Genomic DNA, 16,576 nt, shown 5'->3' with positions numbered 1-16,576 from the left:
GGCACTACCCCCGATAGTCGCGTTGGGGGATATAGAAAGGTGAATTCATGTCAGATCGTATTGCCCATGCTGGTCTCAAATCCAAGGTGATGACCGCGCAGGAGGCGGCGCAGTTCATTAACCACGGAGACATGGTGGGCTTTGCCGGATTTACCGGTGCTGGCTACCCGAAGGTTGTCCCGCCGGCTCTCGCTGAGCGCATGGAGGCCGCTCACGAGCGTGGCGACGAGTTCAAGATTAAGGTCTTGACCGGCGCGTCTACCGCTCCGGAACTTGATGGTGCGCTGGCGAAGGCCAATGGTGTTGAGTGGCGTATGCCGTACCAGTCCGACCCGGGAATGCGTAACCGTATTAATGCAGGCGATGCCTTCTATAGTGATATTCACCTGTCGCACTCTGGCCCGATGACTGAGCAGGGCTTCTTTGGCCCGGTCAATGTTGCTGTGGTCGAAGCTGTTCGCATTAAGGCCGATGGATCCCTGATTCTTTCCTCTTCGGTTGGTAACAGCATTTCTTACTTGAATGCTGCAGAGAAGATCATTATTGAGGTCAACTCCTGGCAGTCCGAGGATCTCGAGGGTATGCACGACATCTACAGTGTTGGGCTGCCTCCGAACCGTAAGGAGATTCCGATTGTGAACCCGGGGGACCGCATCGGCACTCCGGATGTTCAGATCGATGTCGATAAGGTTGTCGCTGTCGTCGAGACGAACGCCGAGGACCGTAACTCGCCGTTCAAGCCGCTGGACGATGACTCTAAGGCCATTGCCGGCTACCTGCTCGACTTCCTCGATGGGGAGGTCAAGGCCGGTCGTCTGCCGGAGAACCTGCTGCCGATGCAGTCGGGTGTCGGTAACATTCCGAACGCTGTGCTCGCAGGCCTGCTCGACTCCAAGTATGAGAACCTGACCTCCTTCACTGAGGTTATCCAGGACGGCATGGTCGACCTGATGGATGCTGGCAAGCTGACCGTGGCTTCCGGTACCGCATTCTCGCTGTCCCCGGAGTACGCAGCTCGTATGAATGAGAATGCTGCTGACTACCGCGAGAAGATTGTTCTGCGTCCGCAGGACATCTCCAACAACCCGGGTCTGGTCCGCCGCATGGGGCTGATTACCACCAACGGCATGATTGAGGCTGACATCTACGGCAACGTCAACTCCACTCACGTGGCTGGCTCCCGCATGATGAACGGCATTGGCGGTTCCGGTGACTTCACCCGAAACGCCTACATCTCTACGTTTGTGTCCCCGTCGCTGGCTAAGAATGGCGACATTTCCGCAATCGTGCCGATGGTCTCTCACGTTGACCACACTGAGCATGACGTGATGGTCATCATCACTGAGCAGGGTCTGGCTGACCTCCGTGGGCTGGCGCCGCGTCAGCGTTCCCGTGTTGTCATTGAGAAGTGTGCGCACCCGATGTACAAGGAGGCGCTGCTCGAATACGTTGAGCGTGCTGAGAGGGTCACCCCGTACCTGCATACTCCGCATGACCTGGGTACTTCTTATGACTTCCACCGTCGTTTCCTCGAAAACGGTTCCATGAAGCCGGTCGACTAGGTTTCTAGTGCGGTTCCCGCTTTACGACGAAGTTTGCGTCGTAGGGCGGGATTTTCTTTCGGCTTTAGTTCGAAATAGTGTTCGAGTAATGTGGAGATTTTTGGGGTGCGCAGCGGTTTGAATCCGGGGTGGGGGATATGGTGTGGGCGAATTGATAAAGAACTGTTCGTTAGGGGACCTCGTTAGGGAGGGGACAGTGCAATGTCAGAGTTGGAATCGTGTGGGGAATTTCGGTTCAGCCATGAGGTGAGGGCTCATTCGCTCGCTGAAGTGATGCGCGAGATTAATCGTCTGGAGATGGTTATCGCTCAGCGGGTCGCACCACCAGATGATGGCGATGTCGAAGCTCATTTGGCTTATTGGTCGGTGGTGCTTGGAATCTCACGCGCCGAAGTGAACAAATATATGGAAATTGGCTACATGCTTGGACGTATGCCGCAACTAGCGGAAATGTGTCAGGAGCGCGGGCATTTGTCGATGAGGCATTTAGCAATGCTTGGTAAACATACCCGACCTGTAGCCGATGACAAGGTTGACGCAGTGGAGTCGGGTCTCGTGGACGTCGTTAAGCCTAGGCGCGACGGGGAGGCACTCCGTGGCGTGCGTGCGATGGCAACGCGGGTGCAGCGAGTGATTGGTGAGTGTGCTCCGGAAGTGCGGCCACGTGATGTGGATGTCGCTGGGTTGCAGGCTGATAGGGTCCTGGCCCGGAATGTGGAGGCGACCGTAGATGCTGCAATTGATGCGGCGGCATACCAGGTCGAGGCGGATGGAGGGTCGGCGGATAATCCCGTGGAGTCGGAGGAGGTACGGGAGGTTCAAGCTGCGGCTCTCGACTACTTCGGCGATCGTATGACGGCTAAGGAGTTTATCGCAGTTGATGAACATGGTGACGCTGGAGTTACGACACTGACTACTGTACTCGAGCGGCATCATGCAGTGGAAGCCCTTGCAATTATCGACGCAGTGGCTAAGAAGATGAAAGTGAGTCGCGCGGCAGCTTTCATGCATGCGTTACGCGGTACTTGTGAGGTGGAGGTGAATCTGGAACTCTTCCGAGTGCTCTCTCCCGGGGAGGATGGCGAACCGGAAAACACTCCAGTGTGGCTCGCTTGCGCAGGTTGGCTTTCTTCGCTGGTGGCCGAGTCTTGGCTGAAGCGGGTATCGACATTGCGGGTGCTGGGGGATAGTGCGGTTGAGGGGTATCGGCCCTCCGAGTCTCAGCGTGCATTCGTGCGTGCCCGTGACGGTGTGTGTAGTTTTCCTGGATGCGATGTCCCCGCGGAAAAGTGCGATATCGACCATATTGTGGAATTTGATCACAGCCTTTCCGGTGGTGAGCGGCAAAAGGAAGGGGTCACGCACACAGATAATCTCCATTGTCTCTGTCGAAGGCACCACAACCTCAAAACTGCCGGTATGTGGCGAGTTGTTCGAGGTGATGATGGGATCGAAGCTTGGACGTTCCTCTCTTGTGATGAAGGGCCGTTTGCGCAGTCGGAGAAAGAGCACACTGGGCATGGTCGTTACACCTTTGCCTCGCAGACTGAAAAGAAGACCGCTGCGCTGGCTGAGCACAATGAGAAACGTCGCAAATTGCATGACAGTCTCCGCGGCCTAGTGGATAAGGTGCGGCGGGATTTGGAAAAGGAGAGAGCAGTAGGCGGGGTGGATTGTGAAAACGATGGAGATGTTAAAAATCGCGCAGACAGTGACGGGGAGTGAGCGCTAGGTTCTGCTACACTCATTTGTGTCCATATAGTGAGAAGGGTATCTCAAAAATGACTGAGGTAGGAAAGCTGAAGATCGCCGTCATCCCGGGTGATGGCATCGGCACGGAAGTTACGGCAGAGGCGCTGAAGGTGCTCAAGGCTGCTATCGGCGAGTTCGACACTACCGAGTACGACCTCGGCTCGCGTCGCTACTTGCGCAATGGCGAACTGCTTACCGACGCTGACCTTGACTCCCTGCGTGAGCACGACGCAATCCTGCTCGGTGCCATCGGTGACCCGGCGAACGTACCTCCGGGTGTTCTCGAGCGCGGCCTGCTGCTGAAAATGCGCTTCGCGCTGGATCACCATGTCAACCTGCGTCCTTCCAAGCTCTTCCCGGGTGTCGAGTCACCGCTGAAGAACCCGGGCGAAATTGATTTCGTGGTCGTCCGCGAGGGAACCGAAGGTGCCTACACAGGTAACGGCGGTGCAATTCGCGTTGGCACGCCACACGAGGTTGCCAACGAGACCTCCGTCAATACCCGCTTCGGTGCTGAGCGCGTCGTCCGCTATGCCTTCGAGCTGGCTATGACCCGTCGTAAGAAGCTGACCCTTGTCCACAAGACCAATGTGTTGGTGCACGGTGGCGGTATGTGGCAGCGCACGGTCGATGAGGTCGCTAAGGAATACCCAGAGGTAGATGTCGATTACTCGCATATCGACGCTGCGACGATCTACCTCGTCACTAATCCTTCGCGTTTCGACGTCATCGTCACCGACAACCTCTTTGGCGACATCATTACTGATGAGGCTGGTGCAGTGTCGGGCGGTATCGGCCTGGCGGCGTCCGGCAACATTGACGCCTCCAATGCCAACCCGTCCATGTTCGAGCCCGTTCACGGCTCCGCGCCAGACATTGCTGGCAAGGGGATCGCGGACCCGACGGCAGCCATTCTGTCGGGTGCCATGATGCTGCGCCACCTGGGTCGTGAGGAAGACGCCCAGCGCATCGAGGCTGCTGTGGAAGCTGACATGGCTACTCGCGGTAGTGGCCCGATCAAGACCGCTGAGGTTGGCGACCGCATTGCTGCTGCTTTGAAGTAGCGCAGTAAAAAATAGGGGGGGGGAGAGGGCTAGGCAATCACAGTTTTGCCATCGACGGTAGTGATGTGAGTCTTACCGTCGGCGGTGTGCTCGATGAAGTCCGACGCATGTCCGACCTGGCGAAGTACATCGATGATGGTGTCAAGGGGGTATGGGGATGAGCTTCCTGCGCCGTTATCGGAATCATCCCCTCCCAGTCCTGCCACTAGCGCATCCCTCGTAATCTCCGCATGTCCCAGGTGCTGAGCCGCCTCGTGGAAGACATGCACGATCACGCCTTCGATGCTGCCGCACCACCAACGGTCCTTATCGGTAGGAATCACAGCAGGAGCAGCAGCGCGGTCCACGCCTTGCAACTCCACCAATGCCGACTCGATGGCCGCGCGGTCACGGTGGTAAATCTCCAGCCCTTCCGAAACACTGCAATGAGCAGAAAATTCCCCATCGCGATCGCGGACATAATCATGCCCAAGGCAGACGCGTTCGAGCCAGTATCTCGCGGATCCGGTCACATGTCGTAGCAGCACGGCCAGGGAGTTAATGGCTGGGATGGGGAGGGTTGCGTTGAAGGTGTCGTCGTCAAGCGTGGCGACGAGTGCCGCGAGCTTGTCCATCCTGCCGAGGATGTGGGCGTCGAGCGGCCATTCGGGATTTGTGGAAGCGCTGTGTGTGGAATTGGTCATAAGGTCGAGTATTCCCGCAAATCAGTCCTATTGGGAGCAAAAATAGGGGATAATTGACCCCATGACCGTCGAGCTTGCGGAAATCGCAGACTTCCTCAGCCATACTCGCCCCTTTTCGGACCTCAACGATGAAGAGCGCGCGACTATCCCACCGCTTTTGACCATGCGCTATGCCCGTCGTGGAACGGAGATTATCCGGGCGGGTGCGGATAACAACAGCTGTTTCATTATTCGCTCCGGCATGGTGGATCTCTTTGACCCAGCTGGCACGCTGTTGGACAGGCGAGATGTGGGAGATCATTTCGGCTATTCGACGCTGCTGAGCAGTGACCCTTCGCTATACACGATGACGGCAGTGGAGGACTGCGTATTCCTAGTGATCTCCAAGGAGGTCTTTGACCAGCTCAATGACCAGTTCGTAGAGGTCCGGCGCTATTACGGCGGTGAAAACGCGCGCATTCGCGCAGTGGCATCGAAGCTGCGGAGTACTGCGGCATCGGAGTCGTTGCGCACACGGGTTGCGGACCTGATGGAAACATCGCTGGTGACCTGCAGTGCTGATGCGACAGTACAAGAGGCGGCGCAGATTATGACGGAGCGGAATGTCTCCAGTCTGCTCGTGATGGAGTCTGCAGGCGCCAACCAGAGCTCGCTCGTCGGCATCATCACTGACCGTGACCTCCGTCGTCGAGTGCTGGCAGAGGCGAAGCCCGCGGCGACGCTTGTAAGCGAAGTGATGACCGGGAACCCGGAAACCATCAGTCCCGACCTGCTGGTTTTTGAGGCCATGCTGCTGATGGCTGAGCGCGGTTACCATCATCTGCCGGTGCACGATGGGACGAGAGTGGTCGGCATGATTGTCATTGGTGACCTGCTGCGCAGTCTGCACACCGATCCCGTGTACGCGACGGCGACGCTGGCGCGGAAGAGCGATATCTCGGAGATTGCGGAGATTGCTCAGAACGCGCGGCGGATTGTCGGCCGGTTTATTGACCGAGGTGATTCGGGGGAGGAGGTCGCCAAGCTGCTGACTGCCGTGGCCGATGCTGTCACCCGACGCCTGGTGGCGCTTGCGGAGGAAAAGCTTGGGCCGCCACCGGTTAGCTATGCCTTTGCAGTACTGGGCTCGCATGGGCGCGGAGAGATGGGGCTCGCGTCCGATCAGGACAATGCGCTGGTCCTCGCCGACGATTACGACGCCGACGCTCATGCTGACTATTTCGCCGCGCTTAGCGACGAGATTTGCACCAACCTCGACCGAGTCGGTTATCCGCTCTGTCCAGGGGCCATGATGGCCAGCAATCCTGCGTGGCGGATGACCAAGTCGCAGTGGCTGCGCACTTTCCACGGGTGGATTACGGCACCGGAGGCGGAGGCCCTGTTACATGCACAGACCTTCTTCGACATGCGAGCGGTAGCGGGCGATGTGCAACTGGTGGAGGGCCTTCGTGCGGCCTACCTGCCGCTGGCCCAGGGGTCGCAGCGCCTGCACGCGCACTTGGCCAAGCTCTCGGCCTGGCGGGAGCCGCCGCTCGGCTTCTTCCGTGGCCTGGTGCTGGAGAAGGGCGGCGAGCACGCAGAGACCCTGGACATCAAGAAGGGGGGAACTGCTGCTGTGGTGCAGATGGCGCGCCTATTTACTGTGGCGGCCGGGCTGCCGCAGCTGTCCACACGTGAACGCTTGGCGGCGAGTGCGGGTGCCGGAAGCGTGAGCCGTCAGGGTGCGCAGGATCTGGCGGATGCGTTCGAGTTCCTGTGCACGGTGCAGCTTCATCACCAGCAGGCCCAGTTCAACGCTGGCGAGCAGCCGAATAACCACATCTACCCGAAGCGTCTCTCCAGCCTGGAACGCGAGCACCTGCGCGATGCGTTTGGTGTTATCCGCAAGTTGCAGCAGAGTCTCGGGGCGAAATATCCCATCCGGGCGATGTCGTAGTTTAGCTGTGTGAGTTAGCTGTGTGAGCGCGCAATGTTGAAGTTTTTCAAACCCCGCAAGAAACTCTTGGACGCACCTATCCGCGACAATGCTTGGCTCGCGGTCGATGTGGAAACCACCGGTCTGGATCCCTCCAAAGATCAGTTGCTTTCCATCGGTTGGGTTGCCGTCGAAGGCCGCGACATCGTGCTGGAAGAGTCGGGTCACCTTCTCATTCGCCCAGAGCGCGAGGAGGTGAGCGTCGGCGAGTCGGCGACGGTGCATGGGCTTACCGACGACATGGTCGCAACCGGGGTAGAGGCAGAGGTGGCCGTCGGCAAGCTGTTAGAAGCTCTACGGGGACGGAAGCTGCTGGCGCACTACGCGCGGATGGAAGTTGGTTTCCTGGATCCGTTGTGCCGGAAGTACTTTGATGCGCGCTTTGATGTGCCGGTGGCGGACACGATGACACGCGAGTACGACGCAATTCTGCGAGCCAACCGCGAGCCGGTCCGTGATGAGCTGCGGTTGTGGTCACTGTGCGACAAGTACGGCATTCCCCGTTTTAAGGCCCATCATGCGTTCAACGATGCGCTGGCTTGTGCGTTGGTGTGGCTTGCGCAGGAATCGCGCGGAGTTTAAATCGTACATGTTTGAGAGTGGGGGTCATTGCATAGTTATTGCAATGTGACGTGTACCCTATTTTTATGCGTATTGCTCGAATCGCCCACCCAGAGGGCATGTGCTTCGCGCTCGTCGAGGGCGAAGGCAATGAAGTTACTTTGCACGAGATCGAAGGGCACCCTTTCGGTCAGCTGAATAAGACTGGTCGTTCCTGGCCGCTTGCCGACGTACGTCTGCTTGCCCCGATGCTGCCGTCGAAGGTCATCGCTATTGGTCGTAACTACGCTGACCACGTCGCCGAGGTGTTCAAGAAGTCGGCAGAATCGCTGCCGCCGACGATGTTCATTAAGCCGCCGACGGCCGTTATTGGTCCGGAAGCGCCGATTCGCATTCCGGATTTCGCCACTAACGTCGAGTTTGAGGGCGAGCTGGCACTGGTTATTGGTAAGCCGTGCAAGAACGTCAAGAAGGAAAACGCTCACGATGTGATCTTCGGATACACCATCGTCAATGATGTTTCTTCCCGTGACCTGCAGTTCGCCGACGGTCAGTGGGCGCGCGCAAAGGGCATCGATACCTTCTGCCCGCTGGGCCCGTGGATCCAGACGGAGCTGGACTACAACGAGCTTCCAATCAAGGCGCACCTGACTCACGAGGGTGTTACCGAGACTAAGCAGGACTCCAACTCCAACCAGATGATTATGTCCATCCCGGAGGTCATCGAGTTCATCACCGCCTCGATTACGCTGCTGCCGGGTGACGTCATCTGCACCGGCTCCCCGGCCGGTACCGCTGCGATGTTCCCGGGCGACCGCATCGAAATCGAGATTCCGGGTATTGGCAAGCTGGCCAACCCGGTGGAGCGGGCTTAAGCCGCTAGGGGCTTAAGCGCCCTTAACTCCAAAAGCGCGGAGTACAGTGCCCATCTTGGCGCTGGTCTCCGTGACTTCTTCTTCTGGGTCGGAGTGCGACACAATGCCGCCTCCGGCCCATAGTCGTGCCACGGACCCCTCAGTGTCGATTTCGGCACAGCGAATGGAGACCACGAACTCACCGTCGCCATTCTCATCGCACCAGCCGACAGCGCCCGAGTAGAAGCCGCGGTTGGTCTCTACGGCCTGAATAACGCCGAAGGCGGATTCCGTCGGCGTGCCACAAATGGCTGGTGTCGGGTGCACCACCAGCGCCAAATCCAGCGCGGACAGCGACGGATCCTTCAACCGACCGCGGATATGCGTGGCCAAGTGCCACATCTCGGCGGTGCTCATCAGCTCGGGGCTGTCCGGAACATCCAGCGAACTGCACAGTGGCGCCAAGTTGTCGGCGATGTCGTCGACGACGAAGGCATGCTCGTCTAGGTTCTTGCGCGAGTCCGCTAAACGACGGGCCGACGCCCGGTCCACCTCTTCATTCCGGGACCTCGGCAGCGACCCGGCCAAGGGAAACGCCTCAACGATGTCACCCGTACGGCGGACCAGCATCTCCGGGGAGGAACCGATGAGCAACTTGCCCTCATAATCGGAACCGGCGGGAGAGAGATCCACGACAAAGCCATCGCGGTTGGGGGATCCGTCGATAAGCCGCGATGCGAGTAGGAGCGGGTCAATCGGGGGATCGATTTCGAGTTCCACAGCGCGCGCGAGCACGACCTTTTCCAGCGCCGAGTACTCGATGGTGCGGATTGCTGCGGCGATGCGCTCAGCGTGCTCATCGAGCGGGGGATCGTAAGCGACGATGCTGGCGTGAGGCTTGGGTGCGTTCCAGCGGTAGTGCGCGGGTGGCTCCAGCGGCTGCGAGGAGCGGATGACTTCCCGGGGAACGGTCAGGGCGGCGGGCTTGTCCAAGTCGAAGGGCAGGGCGCCGACCACCATTTTGTGAATGCCCGAGTGCAGTCCCTCGGCTGCGAGCCAGGGGTCGGAAATCTGCTCTTCAATACCTTGCGTGCGGATGGAGCCGTGCGCACGGGAGAGCAAAAAATCAGGAGCGGTGGTTGGGCGGGACGTGTCCCAGCGCGTCGAACGTTTCGGAGTCGCTGCAGGCTCGTTCGACGGGTGAGACTTTTCCTGCTGCTCTTCTTCGTTTCCGCCGCCCAGAGAGGGGTGGTTTTCCATGGACATAGCCCTAACCCGCCTCCTCAATCTAAACCCAGTTGTGCTCCAGTTTAAGGGGCAGGCTAACCCCTGCCCAAAAAGGGCATACCCGCAGCGGTAATCGTAAGCTGATCGATGACGGCACCTGCCGGCAGATTCGCGGCGTAGAGGAAAGTTTCCGCAGCCTGCTTGGCATCGAACATCGGCTCGCTGCCTGTGAACGTCCCCAACAGGTCAGTCTGCGCATTGCCAATATCAATGCGCGTTGCCGTGATGCCATACTCGCGTCCGTCGAGGGCAAGCACGTGGGTCATTCCGGCAAGCGCGCTTTTCGACGTCGCGTACGCCGCCGTGTGTGCTCTCGGCACCTGCGCTGCGATAGAACAATTGACCAGGATTCGGCCGCCCGCTTGCTCTGTCTTCCCCTCGCACCCCGCCTTCATCCGCGAAAAAGCCTCGCGTGCACACAGGTACGAGCCGACCACATTCGTATCGATGACCGCCCGGAAGTCTTCAATGCCGGTCTCTCCGAACTCCGCGGGCGTGCCGGGCAGCCCCGCATTGAGCACTGCAACATCGATGGTTCCCGTAGCCACCTGCGCGTTCTCAAACATCGCACGGACCTGTTCGGGGTCGGTGATGTCACACCTGGAGTAGGTGATGTTGTCCGCTTCGGCGGCAACAGTCTCGAGCGCGTCGATACGCCTGCCGCAGATATGCACGTGCCAGCCATCGGCGGCGAAAGCCAGAGCAATTTCGCGACCAATGCCCGCGCCGCCACCAGTTACTACTACCGTTTTGGTCATGAGCACCATTATTAACTGTTCTACGGTCTACGCACACATGTCCCCGCACGATGCTGTCAACGCCGCGCGTGACGACGGCTACGCGGCCGTGGAATTCTGGTGGCCATTTGACCTCGCAGTGCCCGCACCCGATGAGGTTTCCGCCTTTTGTGACCTCTTTGACGACAGCCTTGGTCTTTATGCCATGAACCTGTGGGGAGGGGACATGACAGCGGGGCAGCGAGGAGTGCTCGATACAGACGGGCTGCCCACGGGGCACCTGGAAGCAGTGAGCCAGATCGCGCGAGCCACGGGGCTGAAATGCTCTAACGTGCTGCTGGGGCGGTCTGGGGAACTGGCGGACCTGCAAGTGCACCGACTGACTGAGATCACTGCCCAGCTGGAGCTCAGCGGTGTCCGCGCGTTGATTGAGCCGCTGTCCGGGATGGACGATTACCCCATTACCGATCCTTGGCAGGCCGAGGAGTTAGCTCAACAGACTGGTGCTGGTGTGCTCGCCGACTTCTACCACTTTGCGGCCAATGGCGTGGACGTGGATGCCTGGCTCACCGATGTGGAGGCCGGAAGAGTGAGCCTGCCGGCGCACGTCCAGATTGCCGATTTCCCAGGCCGCGGCGCGCCGGGCACCGGTGAGGCGCCACTGCGCAGCTGGGTTGAGCGGCTGCGCGCCGCTGGATACGCCGGTGAAGTGACTGGGGAATGGACTCTGTAACCCTATGTAAAACCCTATGCATGCCTGCAGGTGGGAGGGCGGGTATCGTGGGAAAGCATGTCAGATGTTCGCGTACGCTTTTGCCCGTCGCCAACCGGTACCCCGCACGTTGGCCTCATCCGCACCGCCCTGTTCAACTGGGCATATGCCCGTCACACTGGTGGCAAGCTGGTCTTCCGCATCGAAGATACCGATGCCGCTCGCGACTCCGAAGAGTCCTATCAGGCAATCATCGAGGCCCTGAATTGGCTCGGTATTGACTGGGACGAGGGCATCGATGTCGGTGGTCCGCACGGCCCGTACCGCCAGTCGCAGCGCAAGGACATCTACGCCGATGTGTTGCAGCGCCTCATTGACGCTGGTGAAGCTTACGAGGCCTTTTCCACCGCTGAAGAGGTTGAGGAGCGCCACAAGGCCGCCGGCCGTGACCCGAAGCTGGGCTACGACAACTACGACCGCAACCTGACCGAGGAGCAGAAGGAAGCCTTCCGTGCAGAGGGTCGCAAGCCGGTGATCCGCCTGCGCATGCCGGACGAGGACATTGTCTTCGAGGACCTCGTTCGCGGTCGCATTGAGTTCAAGGCCGGCCTGGTTCCGGACTTTGTCATCGCCCGCTCCAACGGTGAACCGCTCTACACCCTGGTTAACCCGGTCGATGACGCTCTGATGGAGATTACTCACGTCCTGCGTGGTGAGGATTTGCTGCCATCGACCCCGCGCCAGATTGCTCTCTACGAGTCGCTGAAGCGTATCGGTGTCGCCAAGTTCACCCCGGAGTTCGGTCACCTGCCGTTCGTTATGGGCGAGGGCAATAAGAAGCTGTCCAAGCGCGACCCACAGTCCAACCTCTTCATCCACCGCGATAACGGTTTCATCCGCGAGGGTCTGCTGAACTACCTGGCTCTGCTGGGTTGGTCTATGGACGGCGATCAGGACATCTTCACCATGGACGAGATGGTTAAGGCCTTCGATATCCACGATGTGCTGTCCAACCCGGCCCGCTTCGACCAGAAGAAGGCCGACGCTATCAACGCCGACCACATCCGCATGCTCGATCCGAAGGACTTCGAACAGCGTCTGCGCACGTATTTGGAAAGCCACTTTGACTTCCCGTCCGACTACCCGGCGGATAAGTTCGCTTTCCTGGCAACGCTGCTGCAGACTCGTGTGAAGACGCTTTCCGACGCCTGGGACCTCTCGAAGTTCCTGGTTGTGGAAGAGGACGAGTTCACCTTCGATGAGCGCTCGGCACGCCGTAACTTCAAGGAAGACGCTGTTGCTGTCCTGGAGGCCACCATTGCAGCTGTGGAGCCGCTCAGCGAAGAGGACTTCATCACCGAGAAGCTCGAAGCTGCACTTCAGAAGGCCCTCATCGAGGACCTGGAGCTGAAGCCACGCAAGGCCTTCGGCCCGGTGCGCGTGGCTGTAACTGGTGCTCAGGTATCGCCGCCGCTGTTCGAGTCCATGGAGCTGCTTGGCCGCAGCCGCAGCCTGAGCCGACTGCGCAAGGCTCTCGAGGTCACTCCTTTTACTGCTGCTCAGTAAAGAGTGCGAGCTGGGCTGAGCGAAGCAGGTTCGTGTAAGAGCCCGCTTCCTTGCCCACCTTCTGCGGGTCGCGGTTCAGCATGTTCATGGAGGTTTCGCGGTAGTCCTTGACCAGCGACCCCATGTGGTTATTGAAGAACTCGTGCCAGTCGGTTCCCCAGTAGACCGTGCCGTCTTCGTTTTGCTTGAGCAGTGCGGCAAAGGCGTACACGAGTGGGTAGATGAACCCGTCCGGAATCGCGTAGCCGATGGGCTGGCGGTAGAACTTCGAGTACTTCTGTGGAGTTTTGCCAGTCCGCGGATTCTTCTTGTTGGCCTTGTCAACAGCATCAATGCCGCCGAATTTGCCGCCACTCTTGTTGTAGAGATCGGGTAGCTCCGCGTTGATGCGCTCGAAAATATCGATGAAGTCACGCGTGAGGTTCAAGGCACTGCGGACCTTCTCGTTGTAGAGAACGACCTCTTCGGTGCGCTCATTGATACTTTCAGTGCTGGGCTTAGTGACCTCTGGGGAACTCATGACATCCTCGAAGCGGTCAAGCAGCTTGGCCTTTCCGGAGTAGAGGCTGGTAGGGGTCGGTGCTTCAATCTGCTTGCCGTCGGCATCCTTCGGCAGGTCAATACAGGACAGTGGAATCCACGCCATAGCGATGACATCGCCCACCTTTAGTCGACCAGTATCGTTGGTGCGCCACTGCACGTTGTCGCTAATTCCCTGCGGCAGAGCATGCTTCAGATCGTCAAAGTAGCCGGCGCGATTGAGCTTTGCTTCCGCCTTGAGCTCCGCATTGTTGTTGCGGGCGGCACAGATATCGAGCAGAGCATCGGAGAAGTCCTGCACAGTGTCCTCGTCCCGAGCACCGGGAACGAGTACCTCTACCGGAACCTTGGCATCGAGCTCGGTGAGGCTTTCGTCGGCAAGCAATTCCTCGATTTCCTCGGAGCGCTCCATCCAGACCTCCTTCATTTCGGACCACGTCTTGATTTTGCGGCTAGGCGGTGGAGTGAGCTTGCCCAGGACGAACAGCGCAATAGCCAGCGAGTTGTGGCCGCCGTCGAGGATGCCTTCGATGCGACGGTTGCTGAAGGTGAAGCGGTAGAGATTGTCTTCACTGGTGAACTGAGTGGAGGCCAGGAGCACACCCTTGGACTTGTAGGCGAAGAGCTCCGGCGTGGTGTCGATGGTTTCCATGATGGCATCGGTGATGCGGCCGGTGCGGGACACGCGTGGGTTGGCATCGAGGTTGAGGCCCGAGATGATTTTCGCGAACTGACGGATAGTGACAGTGCCGATGACGCGGCCGATGGTGCCGTTCATTTGCTCCGTGATGTCGGAGAACTCCAGCTCGAGTGTGATGGGGGCGGTTGCTGTTGCCGTTGTTGTGGGGGAAGTCATGATGCTTGCCTTTCAGGGATGGTTTGTGGTGTGTGGCGGCTGTTTGCCAGCCGCTTCACCACGAAGTGTCTCCTGAAGGGCGGATCGACTTTGAGCTGCGATCGAATGGGCTTTCGATCTGGGATTGCGTTAGTTAGATGCACTGCATTGGTTATGCATTAGTTATGCGCTCTGCTGAGGTGGGCTGTGGGGAACTCGCGAATTTAAACGAACCTTTGACAACGAACCTTTGACCAGGTGATTTGCTCTTGTTCACGCCAATTGGCTATATTATTCCTCGTTGCGTTCAGCAGCGATGGCCTATGGTGTAATTGGCAACACAACGGTTTCTGGTACCGTCATTCTAGGTTCGAGTCCTGGTAGGCCAGCGGAATTCGCTTGCTTAACTAACTTGATTAGTTGAGTTGAATTCAGTTCTAAGCCCCGTTCGTCTAGCGGCCTAGGACGCCGCCCTCTCACGGCGGTAACACGGGTTCAAATCCCGTACGGGGTACAAAGACAGCGCGAAAGCGCCAGTCTTTATTGGCCTATGGTGTAATTGGCAACACAACGGTTTCTGGTACCGTCATTCTAGGTTCGAGTCCTGGTAGGCCAGCAGTGAAGAAGTTCATTGTTGAATGTATTCACTAACTGCAAGGTTCTAAGCCCCGTTCGTCTAGCGGCCTAGGACGCCGCCCTCTCACGGCGGTAACACGGGTTCAAATCCCGTACGGGGTACAAAGTTACTCCCCAGTCAGTTGGCTGGGGAGTTTTTGTTTTTTTAAGAATCGAGGCCGCTATGACCAGAGGTGACTATGACCAGTGAACGTTTCGCACGACTGAAGCTTCTCCTAGGGGAGGAGGGGCTGGAAACGTTGGCTGAATCTACCGTCATGGTTGTCGGACTCGGAGGCGTGGGGTCGAGTTGTGCCGAAGCTCTCGCGAGAGGTGGCGTGGGCAACCTCATCTTGATTGACGGCGATGTCGTGGAGCCGAGCAATCTCAACCGTCAGGCGCTGGCATTTGTCTCCACGATTGGTCGGGTCAAAGCCGAGGTTATGGAGGCGATGGTTGCCGATATCAACCCGGATTGTACGACCTATGCCCGCCAGATTTTTCTCACACGCGAAAACCTGTCAGAGACCTTCGAGAAGTTCCCGCGTCCGGATTACATCATCGACGCTATCGACGATGTCACCGGGAAAATTGAGATCGCGCAGTGGTGCGCGGAAAACCGCATCCACCTCATTTCCGCTATGGGCGGCGGAAATAAGCTCGACCCATCTCGGCTGACCTTCTCAAAAATCAATAAGACAAAGGTCTGTCCGCTGGCGAAGGTCGTCCGTCAGGTGTGTATCCGCCGACGCATTCGCGGTCTTGAAGTGCTGTACTCATCCGAAGAGCCTGTGCGCATTGCGGACAAGGGCAGCGGCACCAAAGCGGAAACCCTCGGTACCATGAGCTACATACCGCCAATCATGGGGCAGATGCTGGCCGGAACGGTCATTCGCCGTCTGCTCGGGTTCGAGGAAACCCCGCTGGCCCCGCGAATCGGCGGTCCAGCCGACGATAGCCAGCCACCGACGGAAAAGTAATGCGGTTCATCGATACCCACTTTCACTACGACTTCCTGCCACAGGATTCGCGCGAGCGTTTTAAGGCTGATCTTGCACGGGAGGGTGTAGAGATTATCGCGCAGACGGTCCGGCCCTCCGGCTTTGTCGAGCTAGAGAGTGAAAGCTTGCCCATGGCCGCCGTGGGCTATCACCCGTGGTACATCGATGGCAACTATGAGCGAGAGCTCGAGATTTTTCGCGCGGCCCTCCCTCGCACTCGCTTCATCGGCGAGATTGGCTTGGACTTCGCGCCCCGCAGGCTTGACGACGTTTCTGCCGAGACTCAAATCCATGTCTTTACCAGCATCCTGGATGCTGTCCAAGCCTCGAGCCTGTCACATATCCTGTCCATTCACACGGTTCGGAGTGCTGGTGTGGTGCTTGGCCTAATCGAACCACGTTTGGACACCAGCTCCAGCGTCGCACCAGGCGAGACCTTCGTGCCCATCTTTCACCGCTTCGGTGGCACTAGCGATGAACTGACGCGGCTGATCCGCGCCGGTGGTTATATCTCCGTCAACCCGCTCATGTTGCGGACAAAGCGCGGACGGGCCTATGTGTCGCAGGTGCCCGTCGATAGGCTCTTGCTGGAGACAGACCTTCCGCGCGAGCCTGGAAGCGGTGACGCGGTGGAAGCGGTCGCTGCAGAGGTAGTCGCTGCGTTGCGGGAAACTGTCGCCGAGGTTGCGGCCTTGCGAAAAATGGATGAAGCGGAGCTTGCAAACGAGCTGGCCAACAATGCGAAAACGCTAGGGATTTAATGCCTTAACCTGCGGATTTGCAGTTACTATCCACGTCTAGTGTATTGTTTAACAAGTCCGCAGCGCGCGGA

General features: G+C 58.6%; 14 protein-coding genes and 4 tRNA genes. 14 read left to right on the top strand and 4 right to left on the bottom strand.

Annotated elements, in window-relative coordinates:
- The first annotated feature begins 47 nt into the window (after window positions 1-47).
- From HMPREF2547_RS05550 to HMPREF2547_RS05540, 3 genes are all read left to right on the top strand, one after another.
- Entirely contained in the window at window positions 48-1,562 is a 1,515-nt protein-coding gene (locus HMPREF2547_RS05550; RefSeq protein ID WP_070605060.1) for an acetyl-CoA hydrolase/transferase family protein, read from the top strand.
- A gap of 201 nt (window positions 1,563-1,763) precedes the next feature.
- The gene (locus HMPREF2547_RS05545) at window positions 1,764-3,287 is read left to right on the top strand and encodes an HNH endonuclease signature motif containing protein (protein WP_070605058.1); all 1,524 of its coding nucleotides are present in this window, start codon (window positions 1,764-1,766) and stop codon (window positions 3,285-3,287) included.
- Window positions 3,288-3,361: 74 nt separating this feature from the next.
- Window positions 3,362-4,378 (top strand): 3-isopropylmalate dehydrogenase, encoded by a 1,017-nt coding sequence (locus tag HMPREF2547_RS05540; protein WP_141744336.1) that lies wholly within the window; start codon window positions 3,362-3,364, stop codon window positions 4,376-4,378.
- Window positions 4,379-4,407: 29 nt separating this feature from the next.
- Here HMPREF2547_RS05540 and HMPREF2547_RS05535 read toward each other — a convergent pair whose 3' ends face one another.
- Complete coding sequence (locus tag HMPREF2547_RS05535; protein WP_070605055.1) at window positions 4,408-5,061, bottom strand: mycothiol transferase; 654 nt, start codon at window positions 5,059-5,061, stop codon at window positions 4,408-4,410.
- 61 nt (window positions 5,062-5,122) lie between these two features.
- Between HMPREF2547_RS05535 and HMPREF2547_RS05530 the strand changes: the two genes are divergently transcribed.
- The 3 genes from HMPREF2547_RS05530 (at window position 5,123) to HMPREF2547_RS05520 (ending at window position 8,472) form a co-directional block, all read left to right on the top strand.
- A complete protein-coding gene (locus HMPREF2547_RS05530; protein ID WP_070605052.1) occupies window positions 5,123-6,997 on the top strand; it encodes a DUF294 nucleotidyltransferase-like domain-containing protein in 1,875 nt (624 codons plus the stop codon).
- Window positions 6,998-7,030: 33 nt separating this feature from the next.
- The gene (locus tag HMPREF2547_RS05525) at window positions 7,031-7,618 is read left to right on the top strand and encodes a 3'-5' exonuclease (protein ID WP_048735364.1); all 588 of its coding nucleotides are present in this window, start codon (window positions 7,031-7,033) and stop codon (window positions 7,616-7,618) included.
- A 65-nt stretch (window positions 7,619-7,683) separates the two neighbouring features.
- A complete protein-coding gene (locus tag HMPREF2547_RS05520; protein WP_048735367.1) occupies window positions 7,684-8,472 on the top strand; it encodes a fumarylacetoacetate hydrolase family protein in 789 nt (262 codons plus the stop codon).
- A gap of 12 nt (window positions 8,473-8,484) precedes the next feature.
- Here HMPREF2547_RS05520 and HMPREF2547_RS05515 read toward each other — a convergent pair whose 3' ends face one another.
- The gene (locus tag HMPREF2547_RS05515; RefSeq protein WP_070605049.1) at window positions 8,485-9,717 is read right to left on the bottom strand and encodes an isochorismate synthase; all 1,233 of its coding nucleotides are present in this window, start codon (window positions 9,715-9,717) and stop codon (window positions 8,485-8,487) included.
- A 56-nt stretch (window positions 9,718-9,773) separates the two neighbouring features.
- On the bottom strand, window positions 9,774-10,496 hold the full coding sequence (locus HMPREF2547_RS05510; protein WP_070605133.1) for an SDR family oxidoreductase: 723 nt from the start codon (window positions 10,494-10,496) through the stop codon (window positions 9,774-9,776).
- Between HMPREF2547_RS05510 and HMPREF2547_RS05505 the strand changes: the two genes are divergently transcribed.
- Entirely contained in the window at window positions 10,495-11,208 is a 714-nt protein-coding gene (locus HMPREF2547_RS05505; protein ID WP_246819634.1) for a TIM barrel protein, read from the top strand. The two genes, HMPREF2547_RS05510 and HMPREF2547_RS05505, sit on opposite strands and share 2 nt — an antisense overlap.
- 57 nt (window positions 11,209-11,265) lie before the next feature.
- Complete coding sequence (gene gltX / locus HMPREF2547_RS05500; RefSeq protein ID WP_070546718.1) at window positions 11,266-12,753, top strand: glutamate--tRNA ligase; 1,488 nt, start codon at window positions 11,266-11,268, stop codon at window positions 12,751-12,753.
- Here the strand turns inward: gltX and HMPREF2547_RS05495 are convergent.
- On the bottom strand, window positions 12,737-14,149 hold the full coding sequence (locus tag HMPREF2547_RS05495) for a hypothetical protein (protein ID WP_224433166.1): 1,413 nt from the start codon (window positions 14,147-14,149) through the stop codon (window positions 12,737-12,739). The two genes, gltX and HMPREF2547_RS05495, sit on opposite strands and share 17 nt — an antisense overlap.
- A 296-nt stretch (window positions 14,150-14,445) precedes the next feature.
- Here HMPREF2547_RS05495 and HMPREF2547_RS05490 point away from each other — a divergent pair.
- The 6 genes from HMPREF2547_RS05490 to HMPREF2547_RS05465 all read left to right on the top strand — a co-directional run bounded on the left by HMPREF2547_RS05490 (window position 14,446) and on the right by HMPREF2547_RS05465 (window position 16,505).
- Window positions 14,446-14,517 (top strand) — tRNA-Gln (locus HMPREF2547_RS05490).
- Between the two features lie 52 nt (window positions 14,518-14,569).
- Window positions 14,570-14,642: transfer RNA gene (locus tag HMPREF2547_RS05485), tRNA-Glu, on the top strand.
- A gap of 30 nt (window positions 14,643-14,672) precedes the next feature.
- Window positions 14,673-14,744: transfer RNA gene (locus tag HMPREF2547_RS05480), tRNA-Gln, on the top strand.
- 49 nt (window positions 14,745-14,793) lie between these two features.
- Window positions 14,794-14,866, top strand: a tRNA-Glu gene (locus HMPREF2547_RS05475).
- A 77-nt stretch (window positions 14,867-14,943) separates the two neighbouring features.
- The gene (locus tag HMPREF2547_RS05470) at window positions 14,944-15,723 is read left to right on the top strand and encodes a tRNA threonylcarbamoyladenosine dehydratase (RefSeq protein WP_070605044.1); all 780 of its coding nucleotides are present in this window, start codon (window positions 14,944-14,946) and stop codon (window positions 15,721-15,723) included.
- Window positions 15,723-16,505, top strand: a complete 783-nt coding sequence (locus HMPREF2547_RS05465) for a TatD family hydrolase (RefSeq protein WP_049171604.1) — start codon at window positions 15,723-15,725, stop codon at window positions 16,503-16,505. Before HMPREF2547_RS05470 ends, HMPREF2547_RS05465 begins: the two co-directional genes overlap by 1 nt.
- Window positions 16,506-16,576: the final 71 nt, after the last annotated feature.

This window comes from Corynebacterium sp. HMSC055G02 (genome assembly GCF_001809065.1).
In the GTDB taxonomy this organism is placed as follows: Bacteria; Actinomycetota; Actinomycetes; order Mycobacteriales; family Mycobacteriaceae; genus Corynebacterium; species Corynebacterium jeikeium_D.
Note: the sequence above shows the minus strand (reverse complement) of the source record. Positions and strands in the feature narration are given on the sequence as shown.

Coding starts and splice junctions, on each gene's coding strand:
- HMPREF2547_RS05525 (WP_048735364.1), top strand. CDS start 7,031: ATGTTGAAGTTTTTCAAACCCCGCAAGAAACTCTTGGACGCACCTATC.
- HMPREF2547_RS05505 (WP_246819634.1), top strand. CDS start 10,495: ATGAGCACCATTATTAACTGTTCTACGGTCTACGCACACATGTCCCCG.
- gltX (WP_070546718.1), top strand. CDS start 11,266: ATGTCAGATGTTCGCGTACGCTTTTGCCCGTCGCCAACCGGTACCCCG.
- HMPREF2547_RS05515 (WP_070605049.1), bottom strand. CDS start 9,717: ATGTCCATGGAAAACCACCCCTCTCTGGGCGGCGGAAACGAAGAAGAG.
- HMPREF2547_RS05520 (WP_048735367.1), top strand. CDS start 7,684: ATGCGTATTGCTCGAATCGCCCACCCAGAGGGCATGTGCTTCGCGCTC.
- HMPREF2547_RS05550 (WP_070605060.1), top strand. CDS start 48: ATGTCAGATCGTATTGCCCATGCTGGTCTCAAATCCAAGGTGATGACC.
- HMPREF2547_RS05535 (WP_070605055.1), bottom strand. CDS start 5,061: ATGACCAATTCCACACACAGCGCTTCCACAAATCCCGAATGGCCGCTC.
- HMPREF2547_RS05510 (WP_070605133.1), bottom strand. CDS start 10,496: ATGACCAAAACGGTAGTAGTAACTGGTGGCGGCGCGGGCATTGGTCGC.
- HMPREF2547_RS05470 (WP_070605044.1), top strand. CDS start 14,944: ATGACCAGTGAACGTTTCGCACGACTGAAGCTTCTCCTAGGGGAGGAG.
- HMPREF2547_RS05495 (WP_224433166.1), bottom strand. CDS start 14,149: ATGACTTCCCCCACAACAACGGCAACAGCAACCGCCCCCATCACACTC.
- HMPREF2547_RS05545 (WP_070605058.1), top strand. CDS start 1,764: ATGTCAGAGTTGGAATCGTGTGGGGAATTTCGGTTCAGCCATGAGGTG.
- HMPREF2547_RS05530 (WP_070605052.1), top strand. CDS start 5,123: ATGACCGTCGAGCTTGCGGAAATCGCAGACTTCCTCAGCCATACTCGC.
- HMPREF2547_RS05465 (WP_049171604.1), top strand. CDS start 15,723: ATGCGGTTCATCGATACCCACTTTCACTACGACTTCCTGCCACAGGAT.